At 51.8% G+C, this 16,573-nt stretch carries 15 protein-coding genes; 8 read left to right on the forward strand and 7 right to left on the reverse strand.

Features of this window, described 5'->3' with window-relative positions; all coding sequences use genetic code 11:
* Positions 1-248 precede the first annotated feature (248 nt).
* Positions 249-764 carry a hypothetical protein gene (locus tag M8Q36_RS24545; RefSeq protein WP_249882862.1) on the reverse strand — a complete coding sequence of 172 codons (516 nt, stop codon included), beginning with the start codon at positions 762-764 and terminating at the stop codon, positions 249-251.
* A 47-nt stretch (positions 765-811) separates the two neighbouring features.
* The gene (locus tag M8Q36_RS24550; protein WP_249882863.1) at positions 812-2,269 is read right to left on the reverse strand and encodes an efflux transporter outer membrane subunit; all 1,458 of its coding nucleotides are present in this window, start codon (positions 2,267-2,269) and stop codon (positions 812-814) included.
* 89 nt (positions 2,270-2,358) lie between these two features.
* Between M8Q36_RS24550 and M8Q36_RS24555 the strand changes: the two genes are divergently transcribed.
* From M8Q36_RS24555 to M8Q36_RS24580, 6 genes are all read left to right on the forward strand, one after another.
* Positions 2,359-2,973, forward strand: coding sequence for a TetR/AcrR family transcriptional regulator (locus M8Q36_RS24555; RefSeq protein WP_249882864.1), 615 nt, complete (start codon positions 2,359-2,361; stop codon positions 2,971-2,973).
* A 74-nt stretch (positions 2,974-3,047) separates the two neighbouring features.
* Entirely contained in the window at positions 3,048-4,157 is a 1,110-nt protein-coding gene (locus M8Q36_RS24560; protein WP_249882865.1) for an efflux RND transporter periplasmic adaptor subunit, read from the forward strand.
* Entirely contained in the window at positions 4,154-7,264 is a 3,111-nt protein-coding gene (locus M8Q36_RS24565) for an efflux RND transporter permease subunit (RefSeq protein WP_249882866.1), read from the forward strand. Before M8Q36_RS24560 ends, M8Q36_RS24565 begins: the two co-directional genes overlap by 4 nt.
* 369 nt (positions 7,265-7,633) lie before the next feature.
* Positions 7,634-8,440 (forward strand): DcrB-related protein, encoded by an 807-nt coding sequence (locus M8Q36_RS24570; RefSeq protein ID WP_249882867.1) that lies wholly within the window; start codon positions 7,634-7,636, stop codon positions 8,438-8,440.
* On the forward strand, positions 8,437-9,600 hold the full coding sequence (locus M8Q36_RS24575; protein WP_249882868.1) for a PAAR domain-containing protein: 1,164 nt from the start codon (positions 8,437-8,439) through the stop codon (positions 9,598-9,600). Before M8Q36_RS24570 ends, M8Q36_RS24575 begins: the two co-directional genes overlap by 4 nt.
* Positions 9,601-9,605: 5 nt before the next feature.
* Positions 9,606-9,833: an Imm74 family immunity protein gene (locus M8Q36_RS24580; RefSeq protein WP_249882869.1), complete on the forward strand. Its 228-nt coding sequence runs from the start codon at positions 9,606-9,608 to the stop codon at positions 9,831-9,833.
* Between the two features lie 269 nt (positions 9,834-10,102).
* On the opposite strand, the gene M8Q36_RS24585 is transcribed toward M8Q36_RS24580, so the two are convergent.
* A complete protein-coding gene (locus tag M8Q36_RS24585) occupies positions 10,103-10,585 on the reverse strand; it encodes a glutathione peroxidase (protein WP_249882870.1) in 483 nt (160 codons plus the stop codon).
* Positions 10,586-11,101: 516 nt separating this feature from the next.
* Here M8Q36_RS24585 and M8Q36_RS25645 point away from each other — a divergent pair.
* A complete protein-coding gene (locus M8Q36_RS25645; protein WP_502825502.1) occupies positions 11,102-11,260 on the forward strand; it encodes an IS1 family transposase in 159 nt (52 codons plus the stop codon).
* Positions 11,261-11,537: 277 nt separating this feature from the next.
* Complete coding sequence (locus tag M8Q36_RS24590; RefSeq protein ID WP_249882871.1) at positions 11,538-12,206, forward strand: hypothetical protein; 669 nt, start codon at positions 11,538-11,540, stop codon at positions 12,204-12,206.
* A gap of 18 nt (positions 12,207-12,224) precedes the next feature.
* On the opposite strand, the gene M8Q36_RS24595 is transcribed toward M8Q36_RS24590, so the two are convergent.
* The 4 genes from M8Q36_RS24595 to M8Q36_RS24615 form a co-directional block, all read right to left on the reverse strand.
* Positions 12,225-12,542 carry a DUF1493 family protein gene (locus M8Q36_RS24595; RefSeq protein ID WP_249882872.1) on the reverse strand — a complete coding sequence of 106 codons (318 nt, stop codon included), beginning with the start codon at positions 12,540-12,542 and terminating at the stop codon, positions 12,225-12,227.
* Complete coding sequence (locus tag M8Q36_RS24600; RefSeq protein ID WP_249882873.1) at positions 12,542-13,003, reverse strand: STM2901 family protein; 462 nt, start codon at positions 13,001-13,003, stop codon at positions 12,542-12,544. The genes M8Q36_RS24595 and M8Q36_RS24600 overlap by 1 nt, the downstream gene beginning before the upstream one ends.
* A 636-nt stretch (positions 13,004-13,639) precedes the next feature.
* Positions 13,640-13,912 (reverse strand): hypothetical protein, encoded by a 273-nt coding sequence (locus M8Q36_RS24610; protein ID WP_249882874.1) that lies wholly within the window; start codon positions 13,910-13,912, stop codon positions 13,640-13,642.
* Positions 13,909-16,284, reverse strand: a complete 2,376-nt coding sequence (locus M8Q36_RS24615; RefSeq protein ID WP_249882875.1) for an S-type pyocin domain-containing protein — start codon at positions 16,282-16,284, stop codon at positions 13,909-13,911. The genes M8Q36_RS24610 and M8Q36_RS24615 overlap by 4 nt, the downstream gene beginning before the upstream one ends.
* Between the last annotated feature and the right edge of the window lie 289 nt (positions 16,285-16,573).

A 16,573-nucleotide genomic window follows, 5' to 3' on the forward strand; every position in this document is an offset into this window, starting at 1 on the left:
CTCCGGGTAGTTGTAACAAATATTACTCAACCGGAAGAACAATGTCTGGCCGCCTCAAGAGGGGATCGCCTGGAAAAAAGAGAATATTGTACGCTAAGCCCGTTCCTTAAGCAGACATAACAGGCCGCTCTCAGTGTACAGAATAAATTCGAATTTATCATAATCGCCGGGATGCGGGACTATCGGTGGCGTATGATAGTCAACCGGGAGCGGGGCATCGTTTTTCATTCTGATTGTTTCGGTAGGGCTTATTCAGATGACAATCTGAAATTGACGTCAAGCGTATACACGGGTTTCATCGCAACCAAGAAGACTTTAAGAATAAAAAGATAGTCCTTAATCTGCACTTCGGTTAGATGAAGGAATGGCGAAACGTTAGTCAGTGCAACATGTCTGGTTGTAAGGTCTGTTTTTTTATCCGTTTGGGGTAAAATTCCCCGACTGTTTATTGATGGCCTGGCTCCCAAACAAAAGACTAATTGAGATTTTCGGTACTTGCGTCTTTCTTGCGAGTTTTCAGCAGACGTTGTTCCTGTCATGACAATAATGGTATCTGCTTCGTTAATCACTGCCTGATCGTCATCCTGAATCCAGCATGGATACTTTCTTGCCAGCAAGTCTGTGTGATCGGAGTCTCCGGATGTAAGAAAAACATAAGCATGAGGGTCAAGGCGGAACAGCTCAGACAGAAAGATTTCAGTCAGATCATTGATTCCAAGAATGCCGATTCGTGTCATCACTTCACCTTCTTCTGTTATGCTCATTTGAGTTAATATCCTCTTGCTCTGCTTAATAAAGTCAGTGAGCCCCTTTAACCTGATTTATTTGCCATTTCCCCAGATAACGAAGATTGCCAGCCGCCCCCAAGTGCCCTGAATACTGCTACTGCTGCACGGGCAGACTCTGTCTGCGCCTGCGCCCTGGCATCGGAAGCCTGGAAAAGTGTTTCATCGTTATGCAGTACGTCAATCAGGCTGGCCGTTCCTTGCTGAAAAGCGATGAAAGACGATTGTCGTGCGCTGGTGAGGGCGGTTTCCCCACCGGTCAGGGTGGCTGCCTGCGTCTGGCGACTAACCAGAGCGGAGAAGGCGTTTTCAACATCTTCTGTTGCACGTAATACCGACAGGCGGTAAGCCGCGAGTGCTTCTGCTTGCTGGCCTTTCGCCTGCGCGATCTGGGCGTTGATCCGACCAAAGTCAAAGAGCCGCCAGCGTAACCCCAGCACACCCGCAGACTGGCTGGCTCCTGCAGTGAAGAGATTCGCGCCTGATACAGCCGTTGCGCTGCCGAGCAGTGCGCTGAGCGAAATCTTTGGATAATACTCACTGACAGCCACGCCGATGCGGGCGCTTGATGCGGCAAGGTGACGCTCAGCCACGATGATGTCGGGTCTGCGACGGAGCAGGTCGGCCGGTGTCCCCATCGCGGTAATTTCTGGCGGCTGCGGGATAGCTTTTGGCGAAGCGAGTTGCGCCCTGTGGGTTCCGGGCGGCGTACCGAGCATAACGTCCAGAGCATTCATGGCGGTATCGAGCCCGTTCTTCAGGGTTGGCACAGTTGCCTGTACCTGCGCCAGTGCACCTTCTGTCTGGCGAACCTGATATTCCGGAGCCAGTCCTTTGCGATGTAAAAGCTGAATTTTGTCCAGCAGTTGCTGCTGGGTGATGACCTGTTTATTCGCAATGTCCAGACGCGCCTGTAATCCACGCAGGGTGATATAGATGTCTGCAGTCTGTGCCGCGACCGCAAGACGTGTTGCGGCGACACCCGCCTCAGAAGCCTGATAATTGGCCTGTGCAGCCTGACGCGCGCGACGCAGTCCGCCAAAGAGATCTAATTCCCAGCTTGCATTGAGATCGGTTTCATATGAATTGCCGTAGCGATTATAATCCGGCGTTGAGTTAAGCACCTGGCCCAGCGGTGTTTCGACTGACTGCCAGGCACGCGTGGCTTGTCCGCTGATATTACCCGAGGGCAACAGTGCCGCCGTTGCGGCGCCGAGCCCGGCGCGGGCCTGGGTTACTCTGGCGGATGCCTGAGCGAGTTCAAGATTTTGCTCAAGTGCCTCTGAAATTAACTGACTTAACAGGCAATCGTGGAAACCCTCCCACCAGGTTGCAAGCCGGGCAGGTTCAGAAACTTTGTGCTGCGCTAGCATCTGATAGTGATCCGCAACCGGGGGCGCAGGGCGATAATAGTCTGGTCCAACGGTACAGCCCGTTATAATACAGGCACTCACCATCAGTGCCAGAGGACGTAGGGGAAACATGGGTAACCCTTGAGTGAAATTCAATTTGTGACCACATTACCAAATGGTCACTCGTTGTCAATCGGGCTTCATTAAGCTAAGCTGAAAAAATGACTAAAGAGATAAACGCAAACCCGTTACGAGGCCCCCAGGATCACAGTGTCCGCGATCAGATTGTTGAGGCCGCCACTGAGCACTTCGGCCACTATGGTTATGAAAAAACCACCGTCTCCGACCTCGCCAAAGCAATCGGTTTTTCAAAGGCTTATATATATAAATTTTTCAATTCCAAGCAGGCAATCGGTGAAGTGATCTGTGCTAACCGGCTGGAGATGATCATGGATATTGTCTGCGCGGCAATTACGGATGCACCAACTGCTTCTGAAAAAATAAGGCGCTTATTCAGGGCACTGGTTGAATCCGGCAGCGATTTATTCTTTGAAGACCGAAAGCTGTACGACATCGCCGCAGTGGCTTCCCGTGAGAAATGGCCTTCAACAGAAATTTATGAGCACCGCTTGCAGCAGCTCATTGTGCAAATCCTTCAGGAAGGGCGTCAGGCAGGAGAATTCGAAAGAAAAACGCCTCTTGATGAGGCCGCACAAGCCGCTTATCTGGTCATGCGACCTTATGTCAGCCCGGTGCAGTTGCAGGATAATCTGGAATCTGCCGCAGCAGATGCGGTGTTGTTATCATCGCTGATACTGAGAAGCCTTTCACCCTGAGTTGTGACTATTGACAAAATTGGTCACTGGTTTGAGAATGCGGATCCTGTCCTGTTAAATGAATAAGGGTACCCATGCTCAGGCTCAAACCTGTCACCTTTGCTGTTTGCCTGTTGCCGCTTGCACTTGTGGCCTGCGGCGACGCTTCCGATAGTGATGATCCACGTAGCCAGCCCCCTCTGGTCAGGTCTGCGCCAGCAATCAGTGCGCCAGATCCTTCACGCTCCTTTACGGGGGTCGTCGTGGCGCGAATTCAAAGCGGCCTTGGTTTCCGGGTACAAGGCAAAATCCTTGAGCGTCTCGTTGATACCGGCCAGACAGTCAAACCGGGTCAGCCGCTAATGCGTCTGGATCCGGTGGATCTAAACCTGCAGGCTCAGGCTCAGCAACAGGCTGTCGCCGCCGCAAAAGCACGTGCCCGCCAGGCAGCGGATGATGAGGTGCGCTATCGCGGGTTGGTCACGGCGGGTGCCGTGTCAGCGTCTGCCTACGATCAGATAAAAGCGGCTGCGGAGACGGCCAGGGCAGAACTCAGTGCCGCTCAGGCTCAGGCGGGTGTCGCACAAAATGCGACGAGCTATGCGGTTCTGGTGGCCGATGCCGACGGGGTGGTGATGGAGACGCTGGCTGAACCCGGCCAGGTTATTAGTGCCGGTCAGCCTGTTATCAGGCTTGCAAGAGCAGGACAGCGCGAAGCCGTCGTACAGTTGCCAGAGACGCTTCGGCCTGCGGTAGGAAGCGTTGCTCAGGCCTCGCTGTATGGCAGCGACAGGCAGCCAGTGCCAGCGAAACTGCGTTTGCTCTCTGATGCCGCCGACCCTTTAACGCGCACCTTTGAGGCGAGATATGTCCTTGAAGGCAAACTATCAGGCGCACCGCTGGGATCCACCGTCACTATCCATATCGCTGAAAACAATCTATCCCGAACGATGCTGCAGGTGCCTTTAGCGGCTGTTTATGACGCGGGTAAAGGCCCGGGTGTCTGGAGCATTTCAGGCATGCCTGCCAAAGTGACATGGCGGCCGGTGCAGGTCGTGAGCCTTGGAGATGAGACGGCAAGCGTGACCGGTAGCCTGAATCCCGGCGAGCAAGTGGTGGCGCTGGGCGCCCATCTGCTGCATGACGGCGAGACTGTCCGGCTGGCGAAGCAAAGCGATGATAGTGCTGCCGGGAGCCGTCCATGAAGAGCGAGCGGTTCAATCTTTCGGCGCTCGCCGTTCGCGAGCGTTCAATTACGCTGTTTCTTATCCTGTTGATAACTGTCGCCGGTATTGTCTCGTTCTTCGAACTGGGACGCGCTGAAGATCCGCCGTTTACCGTCAAAGAGATGACCATCATTTCTGCCTGGCCTGGAGCAACTGCGCAGGAAATGCAAAACCAGGTGGCCGAACCGCTGGAAAAGCGTCTCCAGGAACTCAAGTGGTATGACCGCACTGAGACTTACACCCGCCCCGGCCTCGCTGTCACCATGCTCTCTTTGCGGGACAGTACGCCAGTCTCGCAGGTGCAGGAAGAGTTTTATCAGGCACGTAAAAAACTCAGCGACGAGGCCAAAAATCTGCCTGAAGGGGTGATGGGGCCAATGATCAATGATGAGTTCTCCGACGTGACCTTTGCGCTCTTTGCGCTCAAGGCAAAAGGAGAGCCACAGCGCCTGCTGGTCCGGGATGCGGAGTCGCTACGTCAGCGCCTTCTCCATGTGGCGGGAGTGAAGAAGGTCAACATTATCGGTGAGCAGGCTGAACGGATATTTGTCTCGTTTTCTCATGACCGTCTGGCCACACTGGGTATTTCTGCGCAGGATATTTTCTCTGCGCTGAACAGCCAGAATGTGCTGACATCTGCAGGCTCAGTAGAGACCAGCGGGTCGCAGGTGTTTATCCGTCTGGATGGCGCGTTTGATAAACTCGAGAAAATTCGTGAAACACCGGTGGTGGCGCAGGGAAAAACGCTGAAGCTCTCTGATGTGGCGACGGTAGAGCGTGGTTATGAGGATCCGGCGACCTTCCTCGTTCGTCATCAGGGCGAACCTGCACTTCTGCTGGATATTGTGATGCGTGAGGGCTGGAACGGCCTGGAGTTGGGTAAAGCGCTGGATGAGGAAGCTGTCAGAATCAATGCGGACATGCCGCTCGGCATGACATTCACGAAAGTCACCGACCAGTCAGTTAACATCAGCTCCGCCGTAGACGAGTTCATGATTAAGTTTTTTGTCGCGCTGCTGGTGGTAATGGTGGTCTGCTTTCTCAGCATGGGCTGGCGTGTAGGCGTCGTGGTTGCTGCTGCGGTGCCGCTGACGCTGGCTGTCGTCTTTGTGGTGATGGAGGCTTCAGGCAAGAACTTCGACCGCATTACGCTGGGGTCGCTTATCCTCGCGCTCGGTTTGCTGGTGGATGATGCCATTATTGCCATCGAAATGATGGTAGTGAAAATGGAGGAGGGCTACGACCGGATCAAAGCCTCAGCCTATGCCTGGAGCCATACCGCCGCGCCGATGCTGGCCGGTACGCTGGTGACAGCCGTTGGCTTTATGCCTAATGGTTTTGCGCAATCCACGGCGGGTGAGTACACCAGCAACATGTTCTGGATTGTGGGTATTGCATTGATTGCTTCATGGGTGGTGGCAGTGGTGTTTACGCCCTATCTTGGCGTGAAAATGTTGCCGGCGATCAAACCGGTTGAAGGGGGACATGCGGCTATTTACAACACCCGACGCTACAACCGTTTTCGTCAGCTATTGACACGGGTCATCGCGCGAAAATGGCTGGTCGCGGGCTCCGTCGTTGGGATACTCACCGTTGCCATTCTCGGCATGGCGCTGGTGAAAAAACAATTTTTCCCGATGTCAGATCGGCCGGAAGTGCTGGTGGAAGTTCAGATGCCTTATGGTACCTCCATTGAACAAACCAGCGCTGCGGCGACGAAGATCGAGGACTGGCTCAAGCACCAGAAAGAAGCAAAAATCGTGACGTCTTATATCGGGCAGGGTTCACCACGCTTTTATCTCGCCATGGCACCAGAGCTTCCCGATCCCTCATTTGCAAAAATTGTTGTCCTGACGGACAGCCAGGAAGCGCGCGAGGCGCTCAAGTTTCGCCTTCGGCAGGCTGTGGCTGATGGTCTGGCACCAGAGGCGCGCGTTCGCGTGACCCAACTGGTGTTTGGCCCTTACTCACCTTATCCGGTTGCGTTCCGTGTTATAGGGCCCGATCCGATCGTACTGCGTGGTATTGCGGACAAAGTGAAAACGCTGATGCAGGACAGTCCGCTGATGCGAACGGTGAATACTGACTGGGGATCACGGGTGCCGACACTGCATTTCACCCTGAATCAGGATCGCCTCCAGGCGGTGGGGCTGTCATCAAATGCGGTCGCCCAACAGCTTCAGTTCCTGCTTTCTGGCGTTCCGATCACCGCTGTGCGCGAAGATATCCGTTCGGTACAGGTTATCGGGCGTGCTGCCGGCGATATCAGGCTTGATCCTGAGAAAATAGCGGGCTTCACTCTGGTCGGTTCTGCAGGACAGCGTATTCCGCTGTCGCAGGTGGGTGAGGTTGATGTTCGAATGGAGGATCCGGTTCTGCGCCGTCGCGATCGTACGCCAACCATTACCGTGCGGGGCGATATCGCCGAATCTTTACAGCCACCGGATGTCTCCACGGCGATAATGAAGCAACTTCAGCCCATCATTACAACATTACCGGATGGTTATCGTATTGAGGAGTCTGGTTCTGTTGAGGAGTCCGGAAAAGCCACCACAGCGATGGCACCATTATTCCCGATCATGATCGCCATGACGTTGCTGATCATTATTCTTCAGGTGCGTTCCATGTCGGCGATGGTGATGGTTTTTATTACCGCGCCGCTGGGGCTGGTGGGCGTGGTACCAACCTTGCTGCTCTTCAATCAACCCTTTGGCATCAACGCGCTGGTTGGTTTAATTGCGTTATCTGGGATCCTGATGCGCAACACGCTGATTCTTATAGGGCAGATTCATCATAATGAGCAAGCAGGACTTGAGCCATTCCATGCGGTCATTGAGGCTACGGTACAGCGAGCAAGGCCAGTACTGCTCACGGCAATGGCGGCCATACTGGCATTTATCCCGTTAACACATTCGGTGTTCTGGGGTGCTCTGGCCTATACCCTGATTGGCGGGACATTTGGCGGAACCATTATTACGCTGGTGTTCCTGCCTGCCATGTATGCCATCTGGTTTCGGATAAAGAGCCCGGCTTCAATCTCGTCAACCGAAAGCCATTCCAGTTCTGAAGGATTAAAAAATGTCTGAACGTAAAGTCGTTCAGGTTACCTGCGTTTCATTAGGTATTGGCAGGGCGGCAGCGCTGGCTTTTAAAGCCAGTAGTTGTCAGGTATTTGGTACCGTCATTTGAGGTTTTTGATTTCTCAGCAGTAGATCAGGGAGTTATGGATTGAGTTTCTCCTGTCCCGTGATGTCAGGCATATCAACGGACAGGTTCGTGGGGTCAGGGTCATTCGGAATGCATACTTACATCAAGGTGTCTTGAGTCATAGGGAGCAGGTCAGAAGGTGCAAAGAAACCCTTTGAATTAGATCAAATTTAAATCAGAATCACTTAGAGATTATTTTTATAAACGTTGATATTCTTTTCCGGTCTCACGGACCGGAGAAGCTTTACATGTCTCAATATAACCTGCAGGACTGCAACATTACGGTGCCTGACGTATTTCGCGATCGCACCATGAACCTTTTTACACTCAGCCATACGAATGCCAATGAATTCACTTTCGTGATTTCACGTGCAACGGCTGCTGTAGAAGACACGCTTCAGTCAGTATCTCAGAGGCTGTCATCAGAACTGCAGGCGACTCTCCAGGATCTCTCACTCAGCCATGCCCGGCTCACTGAACTCAATGGCAGGCAGGCACTGGAACTGTTCTACAGTTTCAAATCCGGCGAAAGAATTATCTTTCAGAAGCAGCGGGTGGTACTGACATCTGAAAACAGTACGGGGAAAAAGCTGCTCTGCTTCATTGGCACCTGCCCGGATGCGTTTGACGATTACCATGGCCGGATCTACGACAGTATCACGGATAGCATTACGTTTCCGGACGATGCAAAAGATTCACCCGTACTGGGCAAACAGATCCCTGCCTACAGTCAGGAAATCTTCTTCAGTTTTGACCGTGACAGCCGCGAGCTGAGCGTATTCCCTTCAATTTCTGCCCTCTACTCATCGATTGATCTCAGCCGGGCCAGGAACGGCAGCTATCTGTTCTTTGACGCTGCCGGCGAATCCCTGATGCTGTCTCCGATACCTGACGGCGAGCATGCCGGTCGCTTTGCGCTGTGGGAGATGACAGGTGCCAGGATACCAGGACTGATATCAAGCCTGCTTCTGGCCAGAAGTGTCCGGGGTATTGACGGCCTGGATACTACTGAAGCTGTTGAGGCTTACCTCAGTCAGCGGATGAATGAAAAATGAGCGGTGCTGCTGAAGCCTTTTCCGCTGCACGCGTGGGGGACGGCATAGAACACTCCGCCTCTAAAGGCTGGCTGGTGCTCGGACTGATAGGCGGGGCCATTGCCGGTGCGGCGTTCACGCTGGCCACGGGAGGCGTCGGAACGGTAGTCCTGGCCGCGACGGTCGCCGGTGCAGCTGGCGGCGGCGGGCTGGGAGAAGTTCTGGGTAGCATGTCTTGGGCCCCCCACCACGAAAGCGGCTATCTGGTCATTGGCTCATCAAACGTGTTCATCAACGGACGGCCAGCGGTGATGGCACATATGTCTGTGGGTGACTGTGACGAGCACGGTCCTGCCCTGCAGCGGGTAGCCGAAGGGTCTTCACGCGTCTATATCAACGGACTGCCCGCTGCCAGGACGGGGGATCGCTTGACATGCAGTGGTGTCATCAGTGACGGATCTCCCAACGTCATTGTTGGTGGTAGTAAAGTACAGACTGACGAAATCAGTCCGGAAATCCCGGACTGGGTGGACAGAGTACTGCTGGGCGTGGGCCTCGCGGCCACGGCCGTTCTGGCGGGGCCGGCGATAGCCCTGCTGGGTTTTGCGGGAGGCCTGGGTGGAGGCTATGGCGGTGCTTACATTGGCGGGAAATTATGGGGAGAAGGCTCTGACGGTCAGAAGTGGCTTTCGCTGGGCGGTGCGTTTGCAGGCGGCCTTGCCGGCGCAAAAGGAGGCGCAGCCTTCAATGCGTGGCGTAACACACCCAAGAGCCTCATCAACCTTAAAGAAATAGAACCCCAACTGGCCACCGATCCGGACAGTGCCTTTTTCTGGTCAGGACGCACTGAAGGTGTCGGCGGCCCTGACGTCGCAGAAGCCATCGCGAAGTCCCGGGGCGGTGTCACGCTCGAATCCACAATCAAAGATAAAAACATTAAAATGCCTGAATGGGATTTCGATAACCCGCAGAGCATCAAGGCCTGGGAGGACGTCTCCGCGTCTTATGCAAAACAGGTATCAGGAGAAGTCAGGGCCGTAGTTGGACAGTCGTTGCGTGAAGGCAATATATGGGAAAACGTTGAGTTACCGCGCCTGATGGGCAATGATAATGTCACGAAAATCACAACAATCGATCCGGTATCACAGACGGAAAAAGTCATTTTTGTAAGGGATAGATAACTGATATGAAAATTACAGGCACCAGTTCGTATGTGATGCTCGATATCGACGGCAAAAAAATCAGGGCAGAGGGTGAGATGGTCGTGGGTGGTTTCGTGGCTGAAAAAAACACCATGAAACAGTTTGAACCCCCCTATGAAAGTGAACCCGTAACTGATGCCGTTCGTCAGCACTATATCGATGAAGCAGTCAAAAAAACCCAGGGTTCTCATATGGTTCTGAAATTTGTTTAAATCTGTACCGTGAAGGTGGCCTGCTAATCACTTTCACATCTCACTCCCGCCACAGCATTCAGGCAGGCGGAAAGGGGGGCATTGCCGTTCTGACCTGCCCCCCCGTAAACTAACATACCATGATGCAAGCAATGTCCGCCTCTGACACGAAACAGACCAACTGAAGAGCCGTGAGGGCTACTACGAGCGAACAGCCGCAATTATCCCCCCACGGATAATTAATTATTCGTAAGCCCTCTAAAAGTGCATGGTCCGTATTACCGAAACACTTAAATTTCAAGCGCGGCAAGGATTGCGGTTTCCATTTTCTCCGGAGTGGTGAACGGTGCAAAACGCTTGAGAGGTTTACCGTCGCGTCCGATCAGGAACTTAGTGAAGTTCCATTTTATTCGCCCACCCAGCACGCCTGGCAATTCTTTTTTCAGATAGCGAAACACCGGGTGGGCTGCGGTTCCGTTGACATCGACTTTTTCGAACATCGGGAAGCTCACACCGTAGTTAATGTGACATGTCTGCGCTATTTCGTCGGCATCGCCGGGTTCCTGTTTACCGAACTGGTTGCAGGGGAAACCAAGCACCACTAAGCCCCTAGCCGCGTATTTCTTGTAGAGCGATTCAAGGCCACCGTATTGTGGCGTAAAACCACAATGGCTGGCGGTATTAACGACCAGGACTACCTTTCCCCCATAGTCAGCCATGGAGATAGGCTTACCGCCAAGACTGGTGGCTGTAAGTTGATAAAAAGGGGTCATAGCGGGATCCTCAAATCAGAACGGGTTTGACTTCAAAAAGGCCACGTTGTGCTTTACAGCAGGGACACAGGGCGTGGAGGATAAATCCTGTCATGCTTGCCTGGCAAATCTGAAACTCAGTGCGATACATTTTTGCAAAGTAGAACGAAAAGAGCCACAAACAGGGACCTCGACCTGCTCTGTGTTGCTTAAAACACCGTAAGCAGTGGCGTGTCGGCGAATCAGTGGACAATGCCGTTATGGTTGGGTGTCGGGAGAAAATCCTTAAAAAGGAATTACAGATAACGGATACGGATAAACGTTTTTATACACATGAAATCAGGTAGCTGCATAGGTGCCAGAAGCTGGGAATTAAAGAATGCGAACAACCGAAGAATTGAGCGGAAGTATGGAATAACACCGCTACTGCAACGTTGGCAGATTATAAAATAAACGAAAAAACACATCCTTTTATACACCCGAGGTTGCGGAAGCATATAGCGAAACAAGGGGAGGGAAAATAATGTCATTTACCTCCTGCTTGCTACAGTCACTGTACATTGCCCTCGCTGTTATTCAGGTGAGGTTTATCGTCAGGATCTCAGTCCCGCCAATAGCGAGCGCTTCCGGTATCGGTGCTCATTCAGTTCCTTGCAGGCCGCAGTTCGTAATGGTAGTTGTTACCGGAGTTGTTGAGGGTTTGGTTAGAAGGGATTTACAGCGCTGTGGTCCAGCTTTGTGTACCCCTAAAACTAAACGCGCATTGTATGACTGATGTATGCCTGGCCAACGACGAGGTGCCCGAATCTCTGATACTGCCTTCGGGGCTGTTAATTGGCAGTGTACTGGCTATATAGCCACAGCCACATTTAAAAATACTTATGAAAATATTTACTTGCTCCATTGATTACCTTGTTTTTAATGGTTATTTTCCTTTGAGATAGTTTGACAGAGCTTTTTTTGAGGAATAAATATGCCAGAAATTAATAATGGTTTAGTCGAATGGTTGTGGATACATGGCTGGGCGGGGTGGTCGATATTACTGGGTTTGATGGTGATTGGCATTTTGCATAGCTGGTTTGTGAAAACCGAACCGGCGAGTATTGTTCGTGGAGTGTTGAATTTCAGAAAGCACAGGCTTGAAAGTATGCTTAAGGAAACATTTACTAACCCCAAGGTACATGGGATTGTGACTCAGGAACTAAATCAGAAAAATTTATACAAATTAACTGGCTTAGTAGATCATCGCCTTCAGGATGCAGCTATTATTTTCCTGTCCCGTTTTAACCTTCGGGCTCGCTATCTCGCACCATGGCGTTACTGGCTTACAGAAAAAGATGGCGGGATTAGATTTGACAAGAAATGGTATCGACTTGCCAGGAAGTTATTTGTTTGGGTCAATTTGCCATTTAGTACTATGTTTCTTATTTTCCTGGTTTATCAATTTGGTCACTCGTTTGACCAGAAATATATTGCACCATTCTTGTTGTTTAATATTGTGGTCTGGTGGTTTCCATGGTTAATGTTATCCTCTGTTCCGAAGCCATCCAGCACAAATGAGCTGGAGATGAGGCTGATAATCTTTAATCATGAGAAAGATACACAGGATTTGACGAGCGATGTCTCAAAAACTGCTGAATAGCAGGTAATATGCGGATAGTCATTTATATAGCCACTCTCCAGCAATTGCCGCGTTAATCAGCATTCCAACCGTTAAAGGTTTATGAGGATCCGGGATATGGCTGGTGCCCAGATATTCCGGATGAAAATATTTGCTTAAGTCAAACTCATTGCGTTTTACTTCCCATTTTTCAAAAAAATCATTCATCAGGCTTTCAGCTGTTTCGAAGGCCAGTTTCAGATCGTCACGCAAGCTGGTCTGCTCAGTTATTTCCTTTCTGTCTCCCCATAGTACATATTTGCGGGGAGTGTAGTTGCTTTGAACGAATTCGATAATCTCTGCAGCAATATTGTTCATCAGAAATATGTCCACTGAATACGGTGCTCCGGACGGGCAACCTTGTTGTAGGTCTGTCGTATATCCCTGAGGATACTGTAGATAGCTCCGAAAGACAGTATCCAGCCAACCCAGGGAATGTTTCGCCCGACAAACGCGCCAAGGTTATTAACCCAACTGATGTGAAGATCGCCTATCGTTTTACCCGTCAGGGTTGGGAGTAAAAAGCCCCGAGGGAAGCGATAGTTAAGCAGTTTTCTGGAGGTCCATGCAGCTACGGATGTTCCCGGGGTTGTTCCCCCGGGCTTTGTTCTGGTTGGGAGGAGGGGTTGTCCGGAGAGAACGAGTGCCGCTGCCGTGACAGAAATCTTCAGGTGCTCACTTACGGCCTGTACGCCAATCAGCCAGAACAACTGAACATGCGAGACATTCTGGTATCCGCCATAGAAATAGGTTCCGTTAAGATCTTCAGTCGTATCCATTTTACTGATCCCTTCACCATACGTTGCAATACTATCTCGTCAACCCGGACGGCTTTACCCAGGAATTCTCTGACTTTTATTTGCCGTCGCCTAAAGAATTTACTGCTGCAGTAGCCAGTGCTTTCCTCCATTCTTCCGATGATCGTTACAGAGGGAGAGTTGCAGGTGCGGCATATTAAAAAGTTCAGCATTCTGATACTGGCACTTTTGCCGGAGGTTCAATGCTAGGCATTCGAAAAAGACGAACTGGCGCAGTTATGCCAGGCTCAGGCTGGTTTGGAGCGTGCTTTAGTGGTTGCCAGCCAGAACAAGAACACCCGCTTTTATTTCGACCATCCACAGGCCTCCTGCGCCATTGCCACATTTCCATTTACCTTGAACCCTCACGAGCCAGGCTTACTGTTTCGGCGACTGTTGCTGGACAGTATCGTTCCGGGGAGCCGTCATGGTGATGAGCGGGGAGCGGATCAATCCCATACCATTCCTGAACGGATGTCATGAACGGAAACAGACCTGGTAGATTTCTAAACCTGACGATTATCGCGGTAAACATACCGCTGTATTTCTTAAAGAAGCCGACGAGGTGGTAAACAATGCGGAGGAAGAGAAGCCCCGTGTTCGGGGCTTCTGGGTGAGTCATTCAATGCCGTATTTTTTTTCCGTCACAAATTCCGGTTCTTTCCAGTTAGGTCCTTTAATTACGCTCATTTTGTCGCCCATAGAAACGATGCCCTGATCGCTCAGCGCATGGAACGTATTCATGAACTCACCCGTTTCAATTGCACTGAAACGATATTGTACAAAATAACGATCCAGATGCGGGTAACCAATACTTTTTGATAATCCAGCGAAGAAAATGATGATATCTTTTACATTTTCTTTAGCAAATAAATCCTTTAAGTCAATCATTTAGCACCTCTCATTTCTTGTTCTTCGGCAGCTTTTATCGCTTCAGGAGTATAAAAAAGCGTATATTCTGATTTAAGTTTGAAATCTTCTAATGTTGCTGTATGAGCATTATTCCAGACTTCAGCCGCTTTCATTCCATTATCCGGTACTGTTCCATCTGCGATCCCAAGGGCACGATAACGCTCCAGTTCTCTGATTTCATGAGTATAAAAGCGCCTGTCCGTATCCGTCACGTCTAATTCACCGCTGAGAATTTTTTCCAGACGATCAATCATCATCGTATTGTCAATCGACTCACCAAACCGGGCTGTATGCAGTTTCACCTTATCAATTCCGGCCTGATTGATGACTGCACCCTGCCAGTCCAGATCCCGCACCGGACCACCAGCCTTATCGGGGTTATAGGGACGACCGCTGTATTTGCCTTTTTCCGTCACCTCACCGTACGGACTGTTCTGCATTACATACAGGGGCTTCAGGCCGGACTCTGCAGGGAAAATCAGTACAAAGTCGCGGAAATCGGGGTTCCCCGGCACAGGAGCGACTGTTACCGTATCACCCGGAGGCACTTCAGCATGGTCACCCGTATGCACAATGGTTTCCGGCAACGGAACAGGCCCTGTCAGTCCAAGAGGACCATTCACCCCCGGGGCGTCTACAGGGCTGACCAGAATGGTCTGTGACGGCACATCGGGCATAGCTGGTAATGTGTATCCCCAGTACCCTGTTTCTTTGTCCAGAATGGCACGTACTACCGGGACATCGCCGGCAACCGGCGTGCGAACCAGTTGCGTCTCAAGCGTGCCATCCACACGCATCACCATACGGCCGCGAACTGGCATTGAAACAGATTTACCGCTGTCAGCCGCGTCCTCAAGCGTAGCCTGGTCAGGCAGGAAAAGCGCATCAGACGGCATTATGGAACTGATATCCCGGCCGGGGACAATATCGCTACCGGCTCCGGCATCTTCTGAATATAAAAGCCCCGCAATGACCACGGCCACCGGACCTGACATTCCCGCTACGGCTATACCCCGCAGCTCTGCCAGTGCCATTGTAATTCGCGACCAGACACCTGCAGCCACACCACTGTCCAGCGAAATCCCGCCAGCAGAGGCGACTGACCAGATAAGCGGAAATGTGGCGGGTACAGCACTGGCCGGGATACCCCGCACGGATTGTATGTCCGTGGATTTAAGTTTATCTGCTGCTGCCTGGCGCGCCTGACGGGCTTTTTCCTGTTCCGCTGCTATACGGGCGTCCTCGGCCGCTTTTGCCGCTGCATCGGCAAGACGTTGCTGCTCCGCTGCTGCGGCCGCCGCGGCTTCTGCTGCTTGTTGCTGACGCTCTGCTTCTGCTGCGCGGACGGCAGCCTGCTGAGCAGCATTCAGGGCGGCTGATGCTGCCTGCCGTCGCGTTTCGGCATTGTTGTAATTCATGCTGGCAAGGAGGCTGGCCTGTTCAGCGGAACGGGCTTCAGCTTCAAGCTGATTTGCCTGATTTCGTTTGTTTACTGCGTCTGCCTGGGCAGCGTCACGCTGTGCTACAGAAATACCGACAGAGACAAATGCGCGGAAGGTTATCGTGTGCTCCGCTGTATCCCGGGTCTGAAGTTCTTCATAACCGAGCATACCGTTTTTAGCGATAATACTTTTACCGCGAGGGCGTTTACTCTCGATGGTCTGGGTGATGTTTTGCCAGACCTGTTCTGCCTGTGAAGCAGCAACTGCTGTGCTGGCCGCAGCCTGTCGCTTATTCAGGGCCTGACTCAGCGCATTGTCTGCAAAGGATTTCAGGTTTGAAGCCTCCCGTGTCGCCACATCAAGATTGTTTTGCGACTCAGTTACAGACTGGTATTGCCCCGCAGCGACTGCGGCATTGATGGCGGCCTGTCGCTGCTGCTCTGCAACGGCTGCGGCTTGCGCAATTTTTCCGGCGAACTCTTTTGCTGCTATTTCTGACTGTTGCTTTTCCTGTGCCAGTTTGATAGCAGCAGCCTGTTTTTGCGCTTCTGAGGGGCCAACAGCGATAAAAGTCTTAACTGTACGATCGTGTTCTGAACCCACTATTTCGCGGTACACCCAGTACCCCATCTGGCCGTTGTGGAGAACGAGTGGAAGATTTGATACTGACGATCCAGCTCCGCCATTTTCACCACTATTATCAGAATTTATATCCCCTTTAACTGCGTTTATTCCTTGTGTGATCTGAATTGCACCGTCAGACCCCAGTGCCGGACTGGCAATCCCTACCGTTTCGGCGTGGTATCCGGGCTTGATACCAACAGGCTGTCCATTACCGTCACGAACATACGGGTCTCTGTTGAGTCCCATCCCTGTTGAACCCTGACCATCGTATTCAAAACCAGGCATATATAATCTCCTGCCGGGCCCGCGCTTAACAACGCAGGCTTGTTATTGTCTCACCGTTGAAATACCGGATGTTTGAGGTTTTTGATTTCTCAGCAGCAGATTAGGGAGTTATGGATTGAGTTTCTCCTGACCGGTGATGTCAGGCTTACCAACGGACAGGTCCGTGGGGGCTGGTCAGTATCAATACTCTCAGGAGCCTTGATGCCCTGCCGCACGGCACGGCAATTTCCGAAGTTATAGTGCAACTGAACGGTACACATCCAGTGCCACCCTGGTGTCCGGATGCGTA

The sequence above is a fragment of the Kosakonia sp. R1.Fl genome (assembly GCF_023516815.1).
GTDB lineage: Bacteria > Pseudomonadota > Gammaproteobacteria > Enterobacterales > Enterobacteriaceae > Kosakonia.

Coding starts and splice junctions, on each gene's coding strand:
- M8Q36_RS24550 (WP_249882863.1), bottom strand. CDS start 2,269: ATGTTTCCCCTACGTCCTCTGGCACTGATGGTGAGTGCCTGTATTATA.
- M8Q36_RS24580 (WP_249882869.1), top strand. CDS start 9,606: ATGAAAATTACAGGCACCAGTTCGTATGTGATGCTCGATATCGACGGC.
- M8Q36_RS24545 (WP_249882862.1), bottom strand. CDS start 764: ATGAGCATAACAGAAGAAGGTGAAGTGATGACACGAATCGGCATTCTT.
- M8Q36_RS24575 (WP_249882868.1), top strand. CDS start 8,437: ATGAGCGGTGCTGCTGAAGCCTTTTCCGCTGCACGCGTGGGGGACGGC.
- M8Q36_RS24595 (WP_249882872.1), bottom strand. CDS start 12,542: ATGAACAATATTGCTGCAGAGATTATCGAATTCGTTCAAAGCAACTAC.
- M8Q36_RS24555 (WP_249882864.1), top strand. CDS start 2,359: ATGACTAAAGAGATAAACGCAAACCCGTTACGAGGCCCCCAGGATCAC.
- M8Q36_RS24560 (WP_249882865.1), top strand. CDS start 3,048: ATGCTCAGGCTCAAACCTGTCACCTTTGCTGTTTGCCTGTTGCCGCTT.
- M8Q36_RS24610 (WP_249882874.1), bottom strand. CDS start 13,912: ATGATTGACTTAAAGGATTTATTTGCTAAAGAAAATGTAAAAGATATC.
- M8Q36_RS24585 (WP_249882870.1), bottom strand. CDS start 10,585: ATGACCCCTTTTTATCAACTTACAGCCACCAGTCTTGGCGGTAAGCCT.
- M8Q36_RS24615 (WP_249882875.1), bottom strand. CDS start 16,284: ATGCCTGGTTTTGAATACGATGGTCAGGGTTCAACAGGGATGGGACTC.
- M8Q36_RS24590 (WP_249882871.1), top strand. CDS start 11,538: ATGCCAGAAATTAATAATGGTTTAGTCGAATGGTTGTGGATACATGGC.
- M8Q36_RS24565 (WP_249882866.1), top strand. CDS start 4,154: ATGAAGAGCGAGCGGTTCAATCTTTCGGCGCTCGCCGTTCGCGAGCGT.
- M8Q36_RS24600 (WP_249882873.1), bottom strand. CDS start 13,003: ATGGATACGACTGAAGATCTTAACGGAACCTATTTCTATGGCGGATAC.
- M8Q36_RS24570 (WP_249882867.1), top strand. CDS start 7,634: ATGTCTCAATATAACCTGCAGGACTGCAACATTACGGTGCCTGACGTA.